The organism is Bradyrhizobium sp. S69, from assembly GCF_009766005.1.
In the GTDB taxonomy this organism is placed as follows: domain Bacteria; phylum Pseudomonadota; class Alphaproteobacteria; order Rhizobiales; family Xanthobacteraceae; genus Bradyrhizobium.
In genome coordinates this window covers 14,391-33,175 of record NZ_LMUK01000013.1, presented here as the reverse complement: position 1 = coordinate 33,175, position 18,785 = coordinate 14,391, and the positions used below count along the sequence as shown (strand labels likewise).

Here is an 18,785-nt window from a genome sequence, read left to right as displayed (position 1 = left end):
CTGGCTCACGGACGGCTCCCTTGTCTGAGATCTCAACAACCTCATTCTGGCACAACTGATGCCGTAGGGGGCCGTCCACACCATCACGCCGTGTGTGCTCGTTTTGGCACGGGAGCAGATGCCTTCGATTACAATTGACGCCAGGGGCTATGGGTCCCGGCGCAAGGCCGGGACGACGATGTGCTGATGCGGGGCGGACGGCGACGCGAGGCCGCGAGGTTGAAAAGCTGTGTCAACAGGCCAGTCAGTCGATTTTAACGGCCGAACAGGTGCTGACATCCACGTCTCCCATCGCTATATCAAACCCGCCCGGCATCACGTCCGGGTTTTTGGCGTTGGATGGAATGACAAGATGACGGGATCGACACGATCGAGCCAGGGCCTCGATGACCGGCGCAAGCGGCTGTTGTTTCGCTGCTGGCATCGCGGCACCCGCGAGATGGATCTCATTCTCGGTCGGTTCGCGGACGCCGAAATCACCAATCTGAACGACGACGAACTGAGTGATCTCGAAATTCTCATCGAGCTGCCCGACCCCGATCTCTATGCCGCGCTGACCGGCGCCATTCCGCCGGCGGCGGAACATGCCGGCGTGCTGTTCGAGCGCATCAAGGCATTTCGCGCGGTGGATCACGACGCATGAAGGCGCCCGTTCAATCGCCGGCGCAATTGCTTGCGCCCGGCCGCGCGTTGACCTTTGCCAATGTCGCCGAGGGCGCCGAAGGTCTCGTGATCTCGGACCTCGCCCGTGCAGTCGCGGCGCGGCCCAAGCGGCCGGCGATCAGCCTTGCGGTGGTCTGCCGCGACGGCGCCCGGATGCAGCAACTGGCGCGGTCGCTGGAGTTCTTCGCGCCGGATTTGCCGGTGATGCAGTTTCCGGCATGGGACTGTCAGCCCTATGACCGGGTATCGCCGCATGGCGGTGTCCTCGCACAACGCCTGACCACGCTGGCGCGGCTCGCGCGACTGGCCGGCAGCGACAAGCCGCTCATCGTGTTGACCACGGTCAACGCCATCGTGCAGCGGGTGCCGGCGCGGGAAGTCGTCGCCGCGCAGGCGCTGTCGGTCGCGCCGGGTCATGTGGTGCCGATGGACTCCATCGTGTCGTGGCTGGAGCACAATGGCTATAACCGCTCCTCGACGGTGCGCGAGCCCGGCGAATATGCGGTTCGCGGCGGCATCCTCGATCTGTTTCCGGCCGGGCTCGACCAGCCGGTGCGGTTCGATTTCTTCGGCGACTCGCTGGAATCGATCCGCAGTTTCGATGCCGAGACCCAGCGCACGCATCTGGACATGCGCTCGCTCGATCTGGTTCCGATCTCGGAATTTCAATTGGTCACCGAGACCATCCGCCGTTTCCGGATGGGCTATGTCGCGACCTTCGGTGCGCCGGAGCGTGACGATCCGCTCTACGAAGCGGTCAGCGAAGGCCGCCGCCATCCCGGGATGGAGCACTGGCTGCCGTTGTTCCAGGAGCGCATGGACACGCTGTTCGATTATCTCGGCGACGCACCGGTCGCGATCGAGCCGCAGAGCGAGGATGCCGCGCGCGAACGCTTCAAGCAGATCGCGGATTATTACGATGCCCGTCGCGAGGCGCTGGAACATCGCGCCGGCGGCGCGCTCTACAAGCCGTTGCCGCCCGACCGACTGTACCTGACCGAAGACGAATGGACCAAATGCCTGGACGAGACGGCGCTGGCGCGGCTGACGCCGTTCGCCGTGCCGGAAGGCAGCGCCGGTATGGTCGATGCGGGGGCGCGGGCCGGGCGCAACTTCACGCCGGAGCGCGCCGACAGTTCCGTCAACGTGTTCGAGGCCGTGGTGGCGCATGTGCTGGCGTTGCAGGCCCAGCGCAAGAAGGTCGTGATCGCGCTATGGAGCGAAGGCTCGCGCGACCGCATGGGCAGCATGCTGCGGGACCACAAGCTGCTCAACCTCACCAGCGTCAACTCCTGGCGCACGGTGCAGGCGACACCGCGCAACGAGGCGATGCTGGCGGTGGTCGGCATGGAATCCGGCTTCGAGACCGACAACGTCGCCATCATCAGCGAGCAGGACATCCTTGGCGACCGTCTGGTGCGGCCGCGCAAGGCCACTCGAAAACTCGATAATTTTATCTCGGAAGTCACGAGTCTCGCCGCCGGCGATCTCGTGGTCCATGTCGAGCACGGCATCGGCCGCTTCATCGGGCTACAGACCATCGAGGTCGGCGGCGCGCCGCATGATTGTCTCGAATTGCGCTACGCGGCTGAGACAAAACTGTTTTTGCCGGTCGAGAACATCGAACTGCTGTCGCGGTTCGGCTCCGATCACGCCAATGTCGAACTGGATCGATTAGGCGGCAGCGGCTGGCAGGCGCGCAAGGCAAAACTCAAGAACCGCATCCGTGAGATCGCCGGCGAGTTGATCAAGATCGCCGCGGAACGGCATCTGCATGAGGCGCCGAAGATGCCGGTGCAGCCGCATCTCTATGACGAGTTCTGCGCGCGCTTCCCCTATGAGGAGACCGAGGACCAGCTGGGGGCGATCAACGCCTCCTTGAAGGACCTCGAAAGCGGCCGGCCGATGGATCGGCTGATCTGCGGCGACGTCGGCTTCGGCAAGACTGAGGTGGCGCTGCGCGCGGCTTTTGCCGTGGCGCTGGAGGGTAAGCAGGTCGCGGTCGTGGTGCCGACGACGTTGCTGGCGCGGCAGCACTCCGGGACCTTCACCGAGCGCTTCAAGGGTTTTCCGGTCAACGTCGCCCAGGCCTCAAGGCTGGTCGCACCGAAGGAAATGACGCAGGTCAAGAAAGGTCTCGCCGAAGGCGGCGTCGACATCGTGGTCGGCACCCACGCGCTGCTCAGCAAATCGATCAAGTTCAGGGATCTCGGACTGCTGATCGTTGACGAGGAGCAGCATTTCGGCGTCAGCCACAAGGAACGGCTGAAACAGTTGCGGGCGCAGGTGCATGTGCTGACCTTGAGCGCGACGCCGATCCCGCGCACCCTGCAACTGGCGCTGACCGGCGTGCGCGATCTCTCGATCATTGCCTCGCCGCCGGTCGACCGGCTCGCGGTCCGCACCTTTGTGGCGCCGCACGATCCCCTGATGATCCGCGAGGCACTGTTGCGCGAGCGCTATCGCGGCGGACAGGCGTTCTACGTGGTGCCGCGGATCGAAGACCTCGCCAGCGTCAAGGATTTCCTCGACAAGAACGTGCCGGAAATGAAGGTCGCGGTCGCCCATGGCCAGATGCCGCCGACCGTGATCGAAGACATCATGTCGGCGTTCTATGACGGCAAATACGATATCCTGCTGTCGACCACGATCATCGAATCCGGTCTCGATATCCCGACCGCCAACACGTTGATCGTGCACCGCGCCGACATGTTCGGGCTGGCGCAGCTTTATCAGTTGCGCGGTCGGGTCGGGCGATCGAAACTGCGCGCCTACGCGCTGTTCACCTTGCCGGCACAGGCGAAGATCACGGGGCAGGCCGAGCGGCGGCTCAAGGTGCTGCAATCGCTGGAGACGCTGGGCGCGGGATTCCAGTTGGCATCGCACGATCTGGATATCCGCGGCGCCGGCAATCTGTTGGGCGAGGAGCAGTCAGGCCACATCAAGGAAGTCGGCTTCGAGCTCTATCAATCGATGCTGGACGAGGCGATCCTCAACCTCAAGGCCGGCGTAGTCGAACCGGTCGCCGATCGCTGGTCGCCGCAGATCACCGTCGGCATGCCGGTGCTGATCCCCGAAGATTACGTCAACGATCTGGCGGTGCGGCTGTCGCTGTACCGGCGGCTCGCGGATCTCGACACCGACGACGAAATCGACAATTTCGCCGCCGAACTGCGCGATCGCTTCGGCGTGCTGCCGGACGAGGTGCGCTATCTGTTCAAGATCGCGGCGATCAAGGCCTATTGCCGTAGGGCCAATGTCGAGAAGGTCGATGCCGGGCCGAAGGGCGCGGTGATCACCTTCCGCGACAACAAGTTCGCGCAGCCGGATCGCCTGGTCTATTTCATCCGCCAACACGGCCAGGCCGCCAAGGTACGTCCCGACATGAAGGTGGTGTTCCTGCAGGAATGGGAAACCCCGGAAGAACGCCTGATGGGCACGACGGAAATCCTGCGGCAGTTGGCCAATCTCGCAGAGAACAAGAAGGCGGCTTGACTAGCGGTGACGTCATCCTGAGGAGCGCGTCTTCGCGCGTCTCGAAGGATGGTGTTCAGCACAGTGCGTGCGGCCATCCTTCGAGGCTCGCAAGGGCTCGCACCTCAGGATGACGTCGTGGTTGTGGATCGGATGCACGAAGTCGAATTCGACGTTAAAAAAAGCGGCCGCCGACATCGCTGCCGGCGGCCGCTGTTATACAGTCAGATATTCGAAGCTTACTTCGGATATTTGAACTCGGGGGCTTCCTTGAGCGCTTCCTTGGATGTGTTCATTGACGCCAGCCATTTGTCGTTCTTGCTGTCATAACGGACGTTGACCGACGCAGGCGATACCGCGACGTAGCGTTCGCCGACGCCGAGGAAGCCACCGACCGACAGGATCAGCGCATCGACCTGGTGATTCTTGATGGCGAGGTCGGTGATTTCGCCGACCGATTCATCCTTCTGATTATAGACGTTCAAACCCTTCAGCTTGGAGCTGAACATCTCATCCTTTGGGACGGTCGAGAACTTGGCTTCGGCCGGTGCGTTGCCGGTGGTCTTGGCGTCTTCGGCCAATACGGGTGTCGCCAGAATGGCAAGCGAAGCCGCGATCAGTGCAATTTTCTTCATGTCGTCCTCCAGTGCAGAATTAATGATCTACAATGCGGAGGTACAAAGCTTGTTCCGATATTTGTCGGAAACAATCAGGACGCCACACGCTCACTTTGCTCGGTGAGTCGGGCCAGCAGCGATCGCGCCGAATCCTGTGGCAGCATGGTCGCGAGCGTCACCACCGGCTCGGCGCGGCTGTCGCGCTTGCCGTGGCTGGTATGGCGCATCACGCTGGACAGCCGACGCGCGATCGCGTGAGCGGTGCGCAAATCGGTCTCGGCGAAGGCAACGACGACCGATCCATCCTGCTGCGCCGCGCCGAAATCCATCTGCCGCATCAAGCGGCCGATGATCCGCGCGCCGTCGAGTTGCGCGCGTGGATGGCTGGCATCGAACGCGAAGCGCGCGACCGTCAATGCGCCGCCCTGCGACAGCGTCTGATAAACGGCGGTGGCGAAATCGCGGGCGAAGGCGGCCGGCGTGAGCAGGCCGGTTCTCGGATCGAGCAGGCCGCCGGCGTCGATCGAGCGCAGCGTCCGGCTCAAATGGGCTTCGAGCGCGTGTTGCCGGATCATCGGCAGGGCGTTGGCGGCGACGCGCGACGCCTCGCCGGAGATGATTTCGAGATTGGGCAGATCGTAGGCCGGCGCCAGTTCGTCCGACGTCAGGATCACCGGCAGGTTGCGAAAGCGGGCATCCTCGGCGAGCACGGTCAGGAAAGCGTCGATCACGCGCGCGCTAAAACCTTCGCCGAGCACGATGCCATCGATGTCGCGCACATTGAGGTGGTTGGCGGCGGCCTCGATGCTGAGCGCGCCAACGACCCCCATTCGCTCGCCGAGCGACACCGACAGCGTCGGATAGGCCGCGCCCCGGCCGATCAACAGCACCGTGGCATCGCGGACGGGATCGGCGATGGAGACGGTCAGCGATGTCTGCGGATCGTCGTCGAGCCGACGCAGCACGGTGCTATGCAAGGTCCGCACCCGCAAGGCCGAGCGCAGCCGCGCCGTCATCCGATCGGACTTGTTGCCGCGTTGCGAGAATGGAATGGCATTCTCCGGCAGTAACGGCTGCGGATCGACCGCGATCAACGGCAGATAGGGTTGCCTGGCGGCGATCTGCCTGGCGAGGACGCTGAGGCGCGGTTCGATGTTGCCGGACATCGCGGCCACGACGGCGGCCGGTTGCAACTGCTCGACTGCACGCGAGGCGTCGGCCCAACTGGCGTCGATCACCGGAAATATCCCGGCATCGTCAAGCGCGGTCGCGAACGCCGGCCGCCCGGCGGCCGATACGAGAATAACGGGGCCTTGCTGCGACATGTGTTCGGACCAGCGATCGATGGAACGCGGAATCCTAATTTGCCGGCCTTAATGGCGCGTCAACGGCAGGCCATCGATTTGAAGCAGCCAGATCAATCAGGGCGTAGAGCGCTCGCGAAACGCTTCCACCATCAGCGGGTTAAGGCCGAGTTCCGCCAACGCCTCGCGGGCGCGGGCGTTGTCCTGGGCGCGGCCGGCCAGCCGATAGCCGCTCAAGCGATCGGGCAGGGCGGTCAATAGCGCGCCTTGTCCGAGCCGCTTGGCCCATTCCTGCAAGTCCTGCGACAGAAAACGGTAGCCGCCGACCGTCATGGTGCCCGAAGGTGGCGCGGTAATGCAGAGCGTACCGGTCGCACGGTCGAGCCGTGCGGCATAATCGGTGTCGACATAGTCGCGCGGCGGCGGCGCCATCAGCGAATCGCTGGTCGGAACCGGCGGCGCGTAGGCTGCGACTACCGCCATCGGCCCGCGCAGTCCGAGCGTCCCCCGCGGCGTGATCAGGGTTTCACCCGCGATCGACGAACCCTGGACCTGGCGCGGCGCGCCGTGCGGCCCGGGCAGGATCGACGCCGGCGTACTGTCGGCCGCGCGGCGGGCGCCGAACAGGCCGGCTTCGCCGAACAAATAAACGTCGGTGAGCGTAGCGTGCGGGACGTTCCACGACGGCGACACCGCGATCTGTTCCGGCGCCCGCCACAGGCCGATTACATTGCGCAGGCCCGGCAGCCGCGACGGCATGTCGGCCTCGGTCAGCCGCAACGCCAACGGTGCCGGTGCGATCAGCGTATCGCAGCCATCGTCGTTGACTTGCTGCTCGAAGCTGTCGGCGTCGAACGGATGATGCAGTGCCAGCGTTCCGCCGGACAACAGCCAGACCAGCAGCGAGCAGGCCAGGCCCGCAAAGGAGGAGGGCGCGAAGGCCGACATCATCCTGGCGCCCTGCGCCACCTCGCTTTCGAGGAAAACGGCGAGACCCCCGGCGATCAGATTGAGATGCGTGCGCGGCACCGCGCGGAAACCGTCCGGGGTCACGTCGAAGGAAATCACCGCGGCCTTGCGGCCGTCCTGGATGTAGGCCCGGGTGGTTTCCGACGGATGCGCCAGCACATGGTCGAGCGACGCCATGCCTTCGGGCAAATGATCGCCGAAGCCGCAGACATGACGGATCGAAAATGCCTCGGCGGCGGCGTTCATCGCGAAATCGGCGTAGCTGACGCCGTCGATGGTGCTCGTGGTCACAATCGCCCGGGCGCCGGTGCGATTGAGCGCCACCGTCAATTCGCCCTGGCGCCAGAGCATGGGCAGCAACGCGACGATCAGCCCGGCGCGATGCGCGGCCAGCACGGTGAGCATGAACTCGACGGTATTGGGCAACTGAACCGCGATCACGGAATTGGCCGGCAAGCCCGATTCGATGAAGTGGGCCGCGAGTGCCGAGATCGCCCGGTCGGCCTCCGCGAAGGTCAGCCGTTTGGGCGGCTGCCCGGTGACGCGCCGCTTGTTGATCGGATCGATCAACGCCAGCGCGTCCGGCTGACGAGCCAGGATGCGTCGGAACAATCCCTCACACGATGGAGACTGGCTGTTCTGGATCACGGAATCACTTCGCAAGGTTACGTCACAAGGTCAGTCACAAGATCGGTTCGTAAAATCAGTTCGAATTCGCCGCCGGCCGTTGCCACCAGGTTTCCGGCAGATAGCCCGTGAGCGCAGTGGCTTCAGGCCGTTCTATCCGATTCCAGCGTGCGATCCATTGCTCTCTGACGTTAAACAGGGGGATAGCGTAGAACCCCGACATCAAGGCCCGGTCGAGCGCCCGCACCGCCGAGACGAAATCCGGACGCTCGCGCGCCGCCAGCATCGCGGCGATCATGGCATCGATCGCGGGGGCTTTGGCTCCCATGTAGTTGCGCGTGCCCTCGCTGTCGGCGGCCTGGCTTCCCCAGTAGAACCATTGCTCGTTGCCCGGTGACAGCGACTGATCCCAGCGGTTCTGGATCATGTCGAAGTCGAAACCGAGACGGCGCTGATCGAATTGAACGCCATCGACCGAGCGCACCGTCACCTCGATCCCGGCGCGCTTGAGATCGCGGGTATAGGCCAGCGCGATCCGCTCCTGGTCGCGGGTGGCGACCAGAATCTCGAAGCTGAAGGGCTTCTCGGTCGAGCGCTGCCGCAACACCGTGCCGTCGAGATCGTAACCGGCCTGTGAGAGCAGCGTCAGTGCTGCCCGCAGCGTCGTGCGATCGCGGCCCGAGCCGTCGGTAACGGGCAGGCGATAGCTGCCGTCGAGAATGTCGGGCGCAATGTCGGCTGCGAACGGCTTGAGCAGTTCGCGTTCGCGGTCATCGGCGGGTCTTTCATAGGCCGATAATTCGGAGCCGGCGAAGAAGCCGGCGGATCGCGCATAGAGATCGAAGAAGTAATTGTGGTTGATCCATTGGAAATCGAACAGCAGCGTCAACGCCTGGCGCACGCGGATATCGGAAAACAGCGGGCGCCTGGTGTTGAACACGAGGTATTCCGACGGCCGCGGCACCCCGGGCTTGATGGTGTCACGGATCACTTCGCCATCGCGGGCGGCGGGAAAATCATATCCGTCGTGCCAGCGCAACGGTTCGGTCTCGTTGCGAAAATCGTACAGGCCGCGTTTGAAGGCCTCAAACTGGCCGTTGGCCTCGCGATAGAAATCGAGCCTGATTTCATCGAAGTTCCAGAAGCCGCGATTGACCGGCAGGTCGCGGCCCCAATAGTCGGGATTGCGCGTAAAGGTGACGCTGGCGCCGGGTTTCACCGCGGTGACGCGGTACGGACCCGACCCGATCGGCGGCTTCATCGAGGTTTGCTCGAAGGTCGCGGCATCGACCGCATGTTTGGGCAGGATCGGCATCAGGCCGAGGATCAGCGGCAGTTCGCGATCGGAGATGCCGCCAAAATCGAACCTCACCGTGAGCGGGTCGAGCGCCTCTGCCTTGGCGACTTTCGCGTAATATTGCCGATGGTTGGGACGGCCATGGTCGCGCAGCAAGGCCCATGAAAACAGCACGTCCTCGGCGCGCAGCGGTTGGCCGTCGGAAAAGCGCGCTTTGGGATCGAGATGGAAGGTGACGTAGCTTCGGATGCTATCGGTCTCCACGCCGTTTGCGAGCAGGCCGTAAAGCGTGAAGGCCTCATCGTCACCGCGGGCCATCAGGCTTTCGTAGACATAGCCCCGCTCGAATCCGTAGCCCCTGATCTGCTGTACCGCGGCACCGCGGACGATCAGGGGATTGAGGCTGTCGAAGCTACCGAGCAGGCCCTGAACCAGCCGGCCCCCCTTGGGCGCGTCGGGATTGGCGTAGGGCATATGGCCGAAATTCGCCGGCAGCGCCGGCGCGCCATGCATCGCAATCGCATAGCGAGGTTCCACCGAAACTTGATCCGGCTGCGCCGAAATCTGGCGGACATCCGTCGTGAAGAAAAGGCCAAGGGTGAGGGCGCCGCAGACCAGAGCCCGAATGCGCTGATATCTCGAACCCCGCAAACCTTCGCGCTGATTTGATTCGATATCCCTCACTTCGGCAGGTGTATCACAGGCGGCCTGCATTCGGCGCAGACGTGCATCAAAGATGCTTGTCGGCATTGATCTTTCCGCGCGCCGCTGTATGAAGACGTGCAATTGACCAAGGCGCTCGGCCTGTCACGTATCTGCCTTAATTGGCAGGGAGACAGCCGCCCCAAAACGGTCAGGTCTCCGGTGCCTGCGGCGGTTTCGGGCGCTTCCGTTCAGAAAGGGCTTTCTGCAATGAATTTCCGTATCTTGGCCGCCTCGGCCGGGCCGCGTGGGCGGGTTTTCGCCCTGTTGGCGGCCACCGCGTTGGCCGTGTCGTTTATCGCTTCCGAGGCGCAAGCCCAAGCTCCGGCCCCGGGAGCTCCGGCTCCGGCCGCGGCCCCCAAGGCCAAGCCGAAGGCTGCGCCGAGACCCGCTGCTGCGGCACCCGCGCCGGCTCCCGCCGCCCAGGCCGCACCGCCGGCCGCAGGCGCTGCGCCCGCGGCAGGCGCCGCCCCGGCAGCGGGCGGTCAGCCCGCGGATCAGCAGGTTCAACTGATCTATGCGCCCTGGACCAAGTTCTGCCTGAAGGGGCAGGATGCCAACGCCAAGCAGGTTTGCTTCACGGGTAAGGACGGACGCATCGAGTCCGGCCAGCCGGTGATCGCGGCCGTCATCATCGAGCCCGAAGGCGAGCCGAAGAAGATCCTGCGCGTCACGCTCCCGCTCGGCATGCAGCTGGTCCACGGCACCCGCGTGATCGTCGACAGCAACCCGCCGATGCAGAGCCCCTATGTGATCTGCTTCCAGAATGGTTGCATGTCGGATTACGACGTGACCCCGGAACTGATCGCGAACATGAAGAAGGGCCAGAACCTGGTGGTCCAGGCCATCAATTCCAACGGAGCGCCGCTGACCCTGCCGTTGCCGCTGGGAGAATTCGCCAAGGCCTATGACGGCCCGCCGACCGACCCGAAGGTGTTCGAGGAAACCCAGAAGAAGCTGCAGGAAGAGCTGCAGAAGCGCGCCGAGGAAGCCCGTGCGAAGCTGCAAGCGGCCCAGCCCGCGGGCGCCGCTCCGGCCACTCCGCCCGCCAAGTAACGGTCCGCGATATCAACAAAAAAGGCGCCGGATCCGGCGCCTTTTTCATTGGGGAATATTGAGCGCTTGGCGCGCACCGATTGGTGTAACCGGGCCTAATTCAACGAAGGGTTCCGCGGCCGATAGCCGCCGGCTTTATCCTTCACGAAAATCTCGGCGACCTGCGAATGCCGGATCGGCTCGCCTGAATCGTCGGGCAACAGGTTCTGCTCGGAAACATAGGCGACGTATTCCGATTCCGAATTTTCGGCGAGCAGGTGGTAGAACGGCTGATCCTTGTGCGGCCGCACGTCCTCAGGGATCGACAGCCACCATTCCTCGGTATTGTTGAATTCCGGATCGATATCGAAAATCACGCCCCGGAACGAAAAAATCCGGTGGCGGACGATCTGTCCTATCTGAAATTTGGCGGTACGCGTTTTTATCATATCTCGTCGAATAGACCATGATTGTGGCCGATGCTAGAGGCAAACGGCCGAAATAACCCTTGCTGTGGCTGGACCGTCCGAGTGTCGACCGGGGCAAAAATGATGAAAAAGACGCCTGCTTATGCTCGACGTTCTCAATCTCGCGCTGCCCTATTTCAGTCTGATCTTCGTTGGCTTTGCCTGCGGTAAAGCCAAGGGGCTGCCGGAAGCCGGGCTCGCCTGGATGAACTTCTTCCTGCTGTACGTGTCGCTGCCCGCGCTGCTGTACGGCATCATGGCCAAGACGCCGTTTTCGGAACTCAATAACCCCCCATTCCTGATCGCGACCACCTGCGCGACCGTCACCGCCTTCGCGCTGGCCATGCTGGCCGGCCGGCTGATCGGAAAGCTGTCGTTTCGCGAGGCGACGCTGGCGGGCCTGTCCGGCGGCTATGGCAATATCGGCTATATGGGCCCCGGCCTGGCGCTGGCCGTGCTGGGACCGAAGGCGGCGGCGCCGACCGCGCTGATTTTCTGCTGCGACAGCATCTTCCTGTTTTCGATCGTACCGCTGTTGATTGCGCTCACGGATCGTCGGCATCCCTCGCTGCTGCATACGCTGGGGGTGGTGGCGCGGCAGATCGTTCTCAACCCGCTGATCATGTCGGCTTGCGCCGGCACGCTGGCGGCGGCGCTGCACCTTCATCCGCCGGTCGCGGTCGACAACACGTTGTTGTTCCTGCAGAACGCCGCGGCGCCGGTCGCGCTGTTTGCGCTGGGGGTGACGGTCGCCTTGCGGCCCTTTGGCCGCGTGCCCTGGGAAGTTCCGGGCGTCATCGCGGTGAAACTCCTGATCCATCCGCTGGTGGTTTTCGGGCTGATGCTACTGGTCGGCCCGTTCGCGCAGCCATGGGCGGCGACCGCGGTCCTGATGGCGTCGTTGCCGCCGGCGCTCAACGTGTTTGTGATCGCCCGGCAAAACGACAGCTGGATCGAGCCTGCGTCCGTCGCCGTGTTGATTGGAACATTCGCCTCGGTCGTTACCCTCACCAGCGTGATGTGGCTGCTGCAGACCGGCCGGCTGGCATTTCCTTGAAACAGCGCTAGCTGGCGCGCGACCGCCACGACGGCGCAAGGCCCTCGCGCATCGCGAGCCGGCGCAGCGGGCCGATCGAACCGATCAGATGTAGGCCGGCCGCGCGCAGCGACTGCACGGGCAGGAAATCGCTGAGCAATGAACGGTTCGCGACATCGATCGCAAAAATCCGGCTCGCGACATCGGCGCGCCGTGCCGATTGATACCGCGCCAGCACCTGCGGCGAACCGGGGTCTTCGCCCAGCGACATTGCCTGGCCAGCGATTTCGGCGATATCGGCGGCGTCGCGCAATCCCATGTTCAGACCCTGCGCGCCGATCGGCGGTAGCACGTGCGCGGCTTCGCCAACCAGCGCCACGCGATGTTGGGCAAATTTTTCGGGCTGCTCGATCGCAAGCGGAAAAACATGGCGTCCGGGCTCGACGCGGACGCGGCCGAGGATCGAATGCGATTGGGCTTCCGCGGCCGCGGACAGCTCATCATCACTGATACCGAGCAGCCGCTCGGCCTCCTTGGGAGATGTCACCCACACCACGCTACAACGCTCGCCGGGCAGCGGCACGAAAACGCAGGGCCCGTGTGGGGTGTGAAATTCGGTGGAGATATTTCGATGCGGCCGGGAATGGCCGATGTTGAAGGTCAGTGCGGCCTGGCCCAGATCGCGGCGCCTGACGGTGATGTCGGCGGCTTTCCGTGAGGGCGATTGCCGCCCGTCGGCGCCCACCACCAGACGCGCCGATAGCGACGTGCCGCCGCGGGTGCGGACCGTAACGGCGGCTTCCTGGGGGCCGATCGCGTCAGCCTCATCGTCGAATCTGGCGAGGTTCGGAAGCTCGGCGGCGCGTTCTTCCAGCGCCACCATCAGCGCGCGGTTCTGGATGTTGTAGCCGAACTGGTCGAGCCCGATTTCCAGCGATGAAAACCTCACTTCCGGCGCACGGATCAGCCGGCCGGTATCGTCGACCAGACGCATCGTCTGCAACGGTGCGGCCTGATCCTGGCAACGCGACCAGACCTCCAGCCGCTGCAGGAAATCGACGGTGTCGCCGAGCAGGGCGGTGGTGCGGTTGTCGGCATAGGGCGCGCGACGGGCGATCAGGGCGGTATTGGCGCCGCCCTGCGCCAGCGCGATCGCGGCCGCGACGCCGGCAGGGCCGCCGCCGATCACGGCGACATCGAAGGGGGCCGGTACATCGTTCATACCAGGACAATTGACGTTCCCGGCGGCATTTTCAAGCCCGCATGATCCGTCGAAATGGGATTCGATTTTGCGCGGCGGAACGCCGCAAGCGGCGATGTGCAAAGACCTCCGATTCCTGATAGCACTGCCGGCAAATGGACCAAGCCAATCAGCAGGATTCGTCTCTGGCGTCGCCGCGAACCCGGGCGGCGGCCTTTTCCGTGCATATCTTCACAGCGTTAGGGGCGGGTATCGCGCTGATGGCGCAGCTTGAGGCGGTGCGCGAGCATTGGCCGGCGATGTTTGGCTGGCTTGGGGTCGCGCTGGTGATCGATGCGCTCGACGGCCCGATGGCGCGGCGGCTCAATGTCGTCGATGTCCAGCCCAACTGGTCCGGCGAGGTGCTCGACCTCGTCGTCGATTTTGTCACCTATGTCTTTGTGCCGGCCTATGCGATTACGGCGAGCGGCCTGCTGCTGCCGCTGGCAGCCCCGCTGCTCGGCATCGGCATCATGGTTTCGAGCGCGCTTTATTTTGCCGACCGCCGCATGAAGGCGGACGACAATCATTTTCGCGGCTTTCCGGCGCTGTGGAATGCCGCGGCGTTCTATTTGTTCCTGCTGCATCTGCCGCCAGTCCTGGCAAGCTTGGCGGTCGCCATCCTGATCGTGCTGACATTCGTTCCGTTCCACGTGCTGCATCCGGTGCGGGTGAAGCGGCTGCGCGGGCTCACGCTGTCGTTGATGGTCATCGCCGCCGTGCTGGGGATCTACGCGCTCGTCAACGACTTCGATGCCGGCCCCGTGACTACCGTCGCCCTCTGTGCGATTGCCGTCTATATCGCGGCCAGCGATGCGGCGATCCGGCTCCTGAGATCGTTGCGCAGATGATGGAATTGTGGGCGACCCCGGAAGCCTGGGCGGCATTGTTGACCTTGACCGCGCTCGAGATCGTGCTCGGCATCGACAACGTCATTTTTCTCTCGGTCATCGTCTCGCGGATTCCGTCACGGCAGGCCAAACGCGCCCGGCAGATCGGACTGGCGCTGGCGCTGGTGTTTCGTATCCTGCTGCTCAGCCTGCTGGTGTGGCTGATCGGCTTGACCAAGGCCGTCCTGACCGTGAAAGGCATCGCGTTTTCATGGCGCGACATCATCCTGATCGGCGGCGGGCTATTCCTGATCGCCAAGGCAACGCATGAAATTCACGCCGAGGTCGAAGCGCGCGACGGCGACAGCGATGCCGCACCGAAAGCCGGTGCGTTCTTCTGGGTGATCATCCAGATCATCATCATCGACATGGTGTTCTCGCTGGATTCGATCATCACCGCGATCGGCATGGCGCAGGATCTGCAAATCATGATTGCGGCCGTCGTCATCGCCTGCATCATCATGTACGTCTCGTCGGGCCCGGTTGCGCGGTTCGTGACCGACCATCCCACCACCAAGATGCTGGCGCTCGCCTTCTTGGTGCTGATCGGGGTGGCGTTGGTCGCCGACGGCTTCAAGTTCCACATCCCGCGCGGCTACATCTATTTTGCGATCGCGTTTTCCGCGGCGGTTGAACTCTTCAATGTGCTCGCCAAACGCAACCGCAAGAAGGCCCGGGGCTGAAAGCTGCGCGTAACCGGATGGAGGTGGGCCGCATCGGCGGCCCGGTTCTTGCTTGAAGAAAGGGACAGGCATTAAATAGGGATCGAAGGCATGCCCCCCGGTCGATCGCATCTGGCGCCAGCGCCGGAAAATAAACCCCAATATTCCCGGCAGACCCGTTCAACCGCTGTCGCCGGGCGCATTCGTCCGCCACGGCTCTATGTCTATTTCGACGCCATCATTCGCCATGGCTCGATCCGCGGCGCGGCCAAGGCCTTGCACATTGCATCCTCCGCACTCAACCGGCGCGTTCTCGATCTTGAGCAGGAGATTGGAACCATCCTGTTTGATCGGTTGCAAAGCGGCGTGCGGTTGACCGCGGCCGGTGAAGCCTTTGCGGCTCACGTGCGGCGAACCCTGAACGATCTCGATCGGTTCGGTGACCAACTTCGAGGTCTGCAGGGCCTCATGAGCGGGCATGTCGCTATCGGCGCCCCAGAGTCGGCCGCCGTTGATCTGGTGCCCGGCGTTGTCGCAGCATTTCAGCGCAAGCATCCCGGCGTGCGGTTCACCGTTTCGGTCGGCGTCCCGCGGTCGATGCTGTCCGATCTTCTGGAAGACCGCGTCGACATGATCCTGACCCACGAACAGCCCGATCATACCGACATCGTGGTGCTTGCGGCCGCGCCCAACAGCTTCTGCGCCCTGATGCATCCGGATCATCCGCTCGCCGCGCAGCCTCAGCTGCAATTGCGCGATTGTCAGGACTTCCCGATCGTTCTGGCGGATAGCACGCTTGCGGGCCGCGCGTTGATCGAGAGTTCGCTGGCTGGAAGTTCGTTGCAGTTCGCTCCGGTCCTCGTCACCAACATGGTTGAGGTGATGAAACAATATGTCCGCAACAGCCATGCGATCTGCTTTCAGTTTCGGACCGGACCGGCAACCGAGCAACGGGGCGACCTGGTGGCCAAACCGCTTACCGATCCCGAGCTGTCGAAAAGCAGTCTGATGCTGGCTACTCGCCGCGGCCGGGTGTTGCCGCCGGCGGCCGCTTCCTTCTGCGAGAAATTGCGCGCGTTGCTGCAGGAGACCGCCACGCTCTGATTTCGGCACCATCACGCGCTCTTTTTTGCGCTATCCGACCTTCGCGGTTTTGACGGATGCTGCGCACCTTCCAGGGAGATCCCAACATGCGGCCTATTGTCCAATTTCTTGTCTCGATCGGAGTGCTGCTTGCCGGCGCCGTGCCGGGGTATGCGGAGGAACAGGTGACCGTGCGCTTGAAGTGGCTGCACCAGGCGCAGTTTGCCGGCTACTACGTCGCCAAGGACAAAGGCTATTACACCGCCGCCGGGCTCGACGTCTCGATCCAGCCGGGCGGCTCGGATTTTCCGTCGATCCAGATGGTGGCCGGCGGCAGCGAGCAATTCGGCGTCACCGGTGCCGATCAGATCCTGATCGCGCGCAGCAAGGGCGTTCCGGTGGTGTCGGTGGCGGTGATCTATCGCGAAAATCCGTTCGTGCTTTTTGCGCTCAAGAAGTCCGGGATTACCAAGGCCAGCGACTTCAGCGGTCACAACATCGGTTATAAGATCGGCGGCAGCGACGAACTGATGTACCGCGCGATCTTGAAAGGCGCGAAAGTCGACAAGAGCTCGCTGCATGAAATGCCGGTCAAATTCGACATGTCGCCGCTGCTGACGGGCCAGGTCGACGTGTGGCCGGGCTATGTGATCAACGAGGTCATCGCGGCGGAAGAAAAAGGCTTTGATGTCTCCATCATCAGACCTGCCGACTACGGCGTGCGGATGTACGCCGACACGCTCTTCACGACCGAACGCATGCTCAAGGAGCATCCCGAACTGGTCAAGAAATTCGTCGCCGCCACCATCCATGGCTGGACGGACGCGCTTGACGACGCCGAAGGCGCGGCTCGGACAACGCTCAAATTCGGCAATAAACTGGAATACGCCCATGAGCTGGCGATGATGAAGGCGAGCATTCCCCTGGTGAAAGCCGGATCAGGCCCGATCGGCTTTTCGACGGAGGCGGACTGGGAAAATATGCAAGCCATGCTGATCGAAGCCGGGTTCCAAAAGAGCAAGGTCGATGTCGGCAAGGCCTTCACCAACGATGAACTGCCGAAGTGAATTTGCGCGCAGTGGGCCTGGATAGCCGCGCGCCCCAACCGGACGCGGGGCTGGTTGTTGCCGACAATGTTGTCATTCGATTTGGCGATGTAGACGCGGCGGGCCCGATCTCGTTTTCGGTGATGAGCGGCGAATTCATATCGCTGTTGGGTCCGAGCGGCTGCGGCAAATCGAGCCTGCTGCGCGCGATCGCGGGACTAATACCGATCGCATCGGGCCGACTGAGCATTGCCGGGCAGCCGCCCGGTGAAGCCGCGGCGATGCGGGTCGGTTTGATGTTCCAGAAGCCGTTATTGCTGCCGTGGCGGACCACATTGCAGAACATCGTATTGCCGGCGGAAATCGCCACGGGCAGCTCCGGCGCCATCGACCGTTCCGAACGCAGTCAGGCGCTCGAATTGGTGCGCATGGTCGGGTTGTCGGAGTTCGCCGACGCCTATCCGCACCAGCTTTCCGGCGGGATGCAACAGCGTGCCGCGCTGGCTCGCACGCTGATGTCGGATCCGGACATCCTTTTGCTGGATGAGCCGTTCGGCGCGCTCGATGAATTCACCCGCGAGGCGCTGAACGAAAAGCTGCTGTCGATCTGGAAGTCCGGCGCGACGCGCCTGAAGGCGGTCATCATGGTGACCCACTCGATACCGGAAGCGGTTGCCATGTCGGACCGCATTCTCGTGCTGAGTTCCCGTCCGGCTCGGCTACTGGAGGTGGTTCCAGTGCGATTGAGTCACCCGCGCGACCCGGCGAATGCGGATTTCGCCCGCATTCTCGGCGTTACCCGCGCCGCGGCGAGGCCATCATGACGCGCGCCTTTTTCGTTCCCTTCAGCTTCTTCGTCGGTCTGGTGATCGCCTGGCAAGTGTTTGTCGTCGCCGCCGCCGTTCCGGAATATCTGCTTCCGTCGCCGCTCGTTATCGTTGGCACCCTCGACAAATCGTTGCTGACCGAGATCGGCTACACCGCCGGAGAGGCGCTTTGCGGTTTCGCGATTGCCGGCGTGCTGGCGTTTACCGGCGCCATCCTGTTCGTCCGCTTCAGGACGATCGAGCAGGGGCTGTTTCCGATCGCTATCACCCTCAAGACCACCCCGATCGTCGCCATCGCCCCGCTATTGGTGCTGTGGCTCGGCACCGGCTGGTGGTCAAAGGTCGCTGCCGCAGCCCTGATTTCATTTTTTCCGGTGCTGGTGAATACCGTCAAAGGCCTGAAAGCGCCGGAGGCCGATTTCCAGGACTTGTTTCGCACCATGCGGGCGGATCAGTTCCAGGTCTTTCGCAAGCTAAGGATCCCGTATTGCCTGCCGTATTTTTTCTCGGCGCTGAAAATATCGTCGTCGCTGGCCATCGTCGGCGCCATCGTGGGCGAATTCGTCGGCGCCGAGCATGGGCTCGGCTATTTGATCGTGATTTCGTCTGCGCATCTGGAAACGCCGGCCGTGTTCCAGGCGATCGGTGCCGCCGCGCTGATTGGAATCTCGATGTTCTATACGCTCGAGTTTTTCGAAAAGCGCATCGTGTTCTGGATTCAACTCGAAACCGAGTAGCCGCATGTCCTATCGTACCGACACTTTCCGTATTGCCATGGCGAGGCCGGCGGATCTCTCCGGCCTGACCGGTCTGATCAGCGAGGGCGCGCTTGATCCGGCGCACATC

At 63.3% G+C, this 18,785-nt stretch carries 16 protein-coding genes; 10 read left to right on the top strand and 6 right to left on the bottom strand.

From position 1 onward, the window contains the following. Positions 1 to 352: 352 nt before the first annotated feature. Positions 353 to 643 carry an FAD assembly factor SdhE gene (locus tag GSQ88_RS04745; RefSeq protein ID WP_159006236.1) on the top strand — a complete coding sequence of 97 codons (291 nt, stop codon included), beginning with the start codon at positions 353 to 355 and terminating at the stop codon, positions 641 to 643. Next, a complete protein-coding gene (mfd, locus tag GSQ88_RS04740) occupies positions 640 to 4,158 on the top strand; it encodes a transcription-repair coupling factor (RefSeq protein WP_159006235.1) in 3,519 nt (1,172 codons plus the stop codon). The genes GSQ88_RS04745 and mfd overlap by 4 nt, the downstream gene beginning before the upstream one ends. A 218-nt stretch (positions 4,159 to 4,376) precedes the next feature. On the opposite strand, the gene GSQ88_RS04735 is transcribed toward mfd, so the two are convergent. The 4 genes from GSQ88_RS04735 to GSQ88_RS04720 form a co-directional block, all read right to left on the bottom strand. After that, entirely contained in the window at positions 4,377 to 4,772 is a 396-nt protein-coding gene (locus GSQ88_RS04735; RefSeq protein WP_159006234.1) for a PRC-barrel domain-containing protein, read from the bottom strand. A 74-nt stretch (positions 4,773 to 4,846) separates the two neighbouring features. Beyond that, positions 4,847 to 6,079, bottom strand: a complete 1,233-nt coding sequence (locus GSQ88_RS04730; RefSeq protein WP_159006233.1) for a GGDEF domain-containing protein — start codon at positions 6,077 to 6,079, stop codon at positions 4,847 to 4,849. Between the two features lie 96 nt (positions 6,080 to 6,175). Continuing rightward, complete coding sequence (locus tag GSQ88_RS04725; RefSeq protein ID WP_502706695.1) at positions 6,176 to 7,639, bottom strand: AMP-binding protein; 1,464 nt, start codon at positions 7,637 to 7,639, stop codon at positions 6,176 to 6,178. Positions 7,640 to 7,730: 91 nt separating this feature from the next. Further along, entirely contained in the window at positions 7,731 to 9,464 is a 1,734-nt protein-coding gene (locus GSQ88_RS04720) for an extracellular solute-binding protein (protein ID WP_159006239.1), read from the bottom strand. Positions 9,465 to 9,863: 399 nt separating this feature from the next. Between GSQ88_RS04720 and GSQ88_RS04715 the strand changes: the two genes are divergently transcribed. Beyond that, positions 9,864 to 10,709 (top strand): invasion associated locus B family protein, encoded by an 846-nt coding sequence (locus GSQ88_RS04715; RefSeq protein WP_159006238.1) that lies wholly within the window; start codon positions 9,864 to 9,866, stop codon positions 10,707 to 10,709. Between the two features lie 95 nt (positions 10,710 to 10,804). Here the strand turns inward: GSQ88_RS04715 and hspQ are convergent, their stop codons facing one another. Continuing rightward, positions 10,805 to 11,137: a heat shock protein HspQ gene (hspQ, locus tag GSQ88_RS04710; protein WP_159006232.1), complete on the bottom strand. Its 333-nt coding sequence runs from the start codon at positions 11,135 to 11,137 to the stop codon at positions 10,805 to 10,807. A gap of 121 nt (positions 11,138 to 11,258) precedes the next feature. Between hspQ and GSQ88_RS04705 the strand changes: the two genes are divergently transcribed. Next, a complete protein-coding gene (locus GSQ88_RS04705; RefSeq protein ID WP_159006231.1) occupies positions 11,259 to 12,212 on the top strand; it encodes an AEC family transporter in 954 nt (317 codons plus the stop codon). Between the two features lie 7 nt (positions 12,213 to 12,219). Here the strand turns inward: GSQ88_RS04705 and GSQ88_RS04700 are convergent, their stop codons facing one another. Continuing rightward, positions 12,220 to 13,413 (bottom strand): UbiH/UbiF family hydroxylase, encoded by a 1,194-nt coding sequence (locus GSQ88_RS04700; protein ID WP_159006230.1) that lies wholly within the window; start codon positions 13,411 to 13,413, stop codon positions 12,220 to 12,222. A 134-nt stretch (positions 13,414 to 13,547) separates the two neighbouring features. On the opposite strand from GSQ88_RS04700, the gene pcsA reads away from it, so the two are divergent. From pcsA to GSQ88_RS04670, 6 genes are all read left to right on the top strand, one after another. Continuing rightward, on the top strand, positions 13,548 to 14,282 hold the full coding sequence (gene pcsA / locus GSQ88_RS04695; RefSeq protein WP_159006229.1) for a phosphatidylcholine synthase: 735 nt from the start codon (positions 13,548 to 13,550) through the stop codon (positions 14,280 to 14,282). Next, positions 14,279 to 15,004 (top strand): TerC family protein, encoded by a 726-nt coding sequence (locus GSQ88_RS04690; protein ID WP_159006228.1) that lies wholly within the window; start codon positions 14,279 to 14,281, stop codon positions 15,002 to 15,004. Before pcsA ends, GSQ88_RS04690 begins: the two co-directional genes overlap by 4 nt. Positions 15,005 to 15,094: 90 nt before the next feature. Next, the gene (locus GSQ88_RS04685; protein ID WP_159006227.1) at positions 15,095 to 16,087 is read left to right on the top strand and encodes a LysR family transcriptional regulator; all 993 of its coding nucleotides are present in this window, start codon (positions 15,095 to 15,097) and stop codon (positions 16,085 to 16,087) included. Positions 16,088 to 16,173: 86 nt separating this feature from the next. After that, on the top strand, positions 16,174 to 17,133 hold the full coding sequence (locus tag GSQ88_RS04680) for an ABC transporter substrate-binding protein (protein WP_159006226.1): 960 nt from the start codon (positions 16,174 to 16,176) through the stop codon (positions 17,131 to 17,133). A gap of 122 nt (positions 17,134 to 17,255) precedes the next feature. Beyond that, positions 17,256 to 17,936 carry an ABC transporter ATP-binding protein gene (locus GSQ88_RS04675; RefSeq protein ID WP_159006225.1) on the top strand — a complete coding sequence of 227 codons (681 nt, stop codon included), beginning with the start codon at positions 17,256 to 17,258 and terminating at the stop codon, positions 17,934 to 17,936. Further along, positions 17,933 to 18,676, top strand: coding sequence for an ABC transporter permease (locus GSQ88_RS04670; protein WP_159006224.1), 744 nt, complete (start codon positions 17,933 to 17,935; stop codon positions 18,674 to 18,676). The genes GSQ88_RS04675 and GSQ88_RS04670 overlap by 4 nt, the downstream gene beginning before the upstream one ends. The last annotated feature ends 109 nt before the right edge of the window (positions 18,677 to 18,785 follow it).

Bases quoted from the DNA above. Each gene is read 5' to 3' on its own strand.
- GSQ88_RS04670 (WP_159006224.1), top strand. From the start codon at position 17,933: ATGACGCGCGCCTTTTTCGTTCCCTTCAGCTTCTTCGTCGGTCTGGTG.
- hspQ (WP_159006232.1), bottom strand. From the start codon at position 11,137: ATGATAAAAACGCGTACCGCCAAATTTCAGATAGGACAGATCGTCCGC.
- GSQ88_RS04745 (WP_159006236.1), top strand. From the start codon at position 353: ATGACGGGATCGACACGATCGAGCCAGGGCCTCGATGACCGGCGCAAG.
- GSQ88_RS04700 (WP_159006230.1), bottom strand. From the start codon at position 13,413: ATGAACGATGTACCGGCCCCCTTCGATGTCGCCGTGATCGGCGGCGGC.
- GSQ88_RS04675 (WP_159006225.1), top strand. From the start codon at position 17,256: ATGAGCGGCGAATTCATATCGCTGTTGGGTCCGAGCGGCTGCGGCAAA.
- pcsA (WP_159006229.1), top strand. From the start codon at position 13,548: ATGGACCAAGCCAATCAGCAGGATTCGTCTCTGGCGTCGCCGCGAACC.
- GSQ88_RS04735 (WP_159006234.1), bottom strand. From the start codon at position 4,772: ATGAAGAAAATTGCACTGATCGCGGCTTCGCTTGCCATTCTGGCGACA.
- GSQ88_RS04705 (WP_159006231.1), top strand. From the start codon at position 11,259: ATGCTCGACGTTCTCAATCTCGCGCTGCCCTATTTCAGTCTGATCTTC.
- GSQ88_RS04690 (WP_159006228.1), top strand. From the start codon at position 14,279: ATGATGGAATTGTGGGCGACCCCGGAAGCCTGGGCGGCATTGTTGACC.
- GSQ88_RS04685 (WP_159006227.1), top strand. From the start codon at position 15,095: ATGCCCCCCGGTCGATCGCATCTGGCGCCAGCGCCGGAAAATAAACCC.
- GSQ88_RS04715 (WP_159006238.1), top strand. From the start codon at position 9,864: ATGAATTTCCGTATCTTGGCCGCCTCGGCCGGGCCGCGTGGGCGGGTT.
- GSQ88_RS04720 (WP_159006239.1), bottom strand. From the start codon at position 9,464: ATGCATGGCGCGCCGGCGCTGCCGGCGAATTTCGGCCATATGCCCTAC.
- GSQ88_RS04680 (WP_159006226.1), top strand. From the start codon at position 16,174: ATGCGGCCTATTGTCCAATTTCTTGTCTCGATCGGAGTGCTGCTTGCC.
- GSQ88_RS04730 (WP_159006233.1), bottom strand. From the start codon at position 6,079: ATGTCGCAGCAAGGCCCCGTTATTCTCGTATCGGCCGCCGGGCGGCCG.
- mfd (WP_159006235.1), top strand. From the start codon at position 640: ATGAAGGCGCCCGTTCAATCGCCGGCGCAATTGCTTGCGCCCGGCCGC.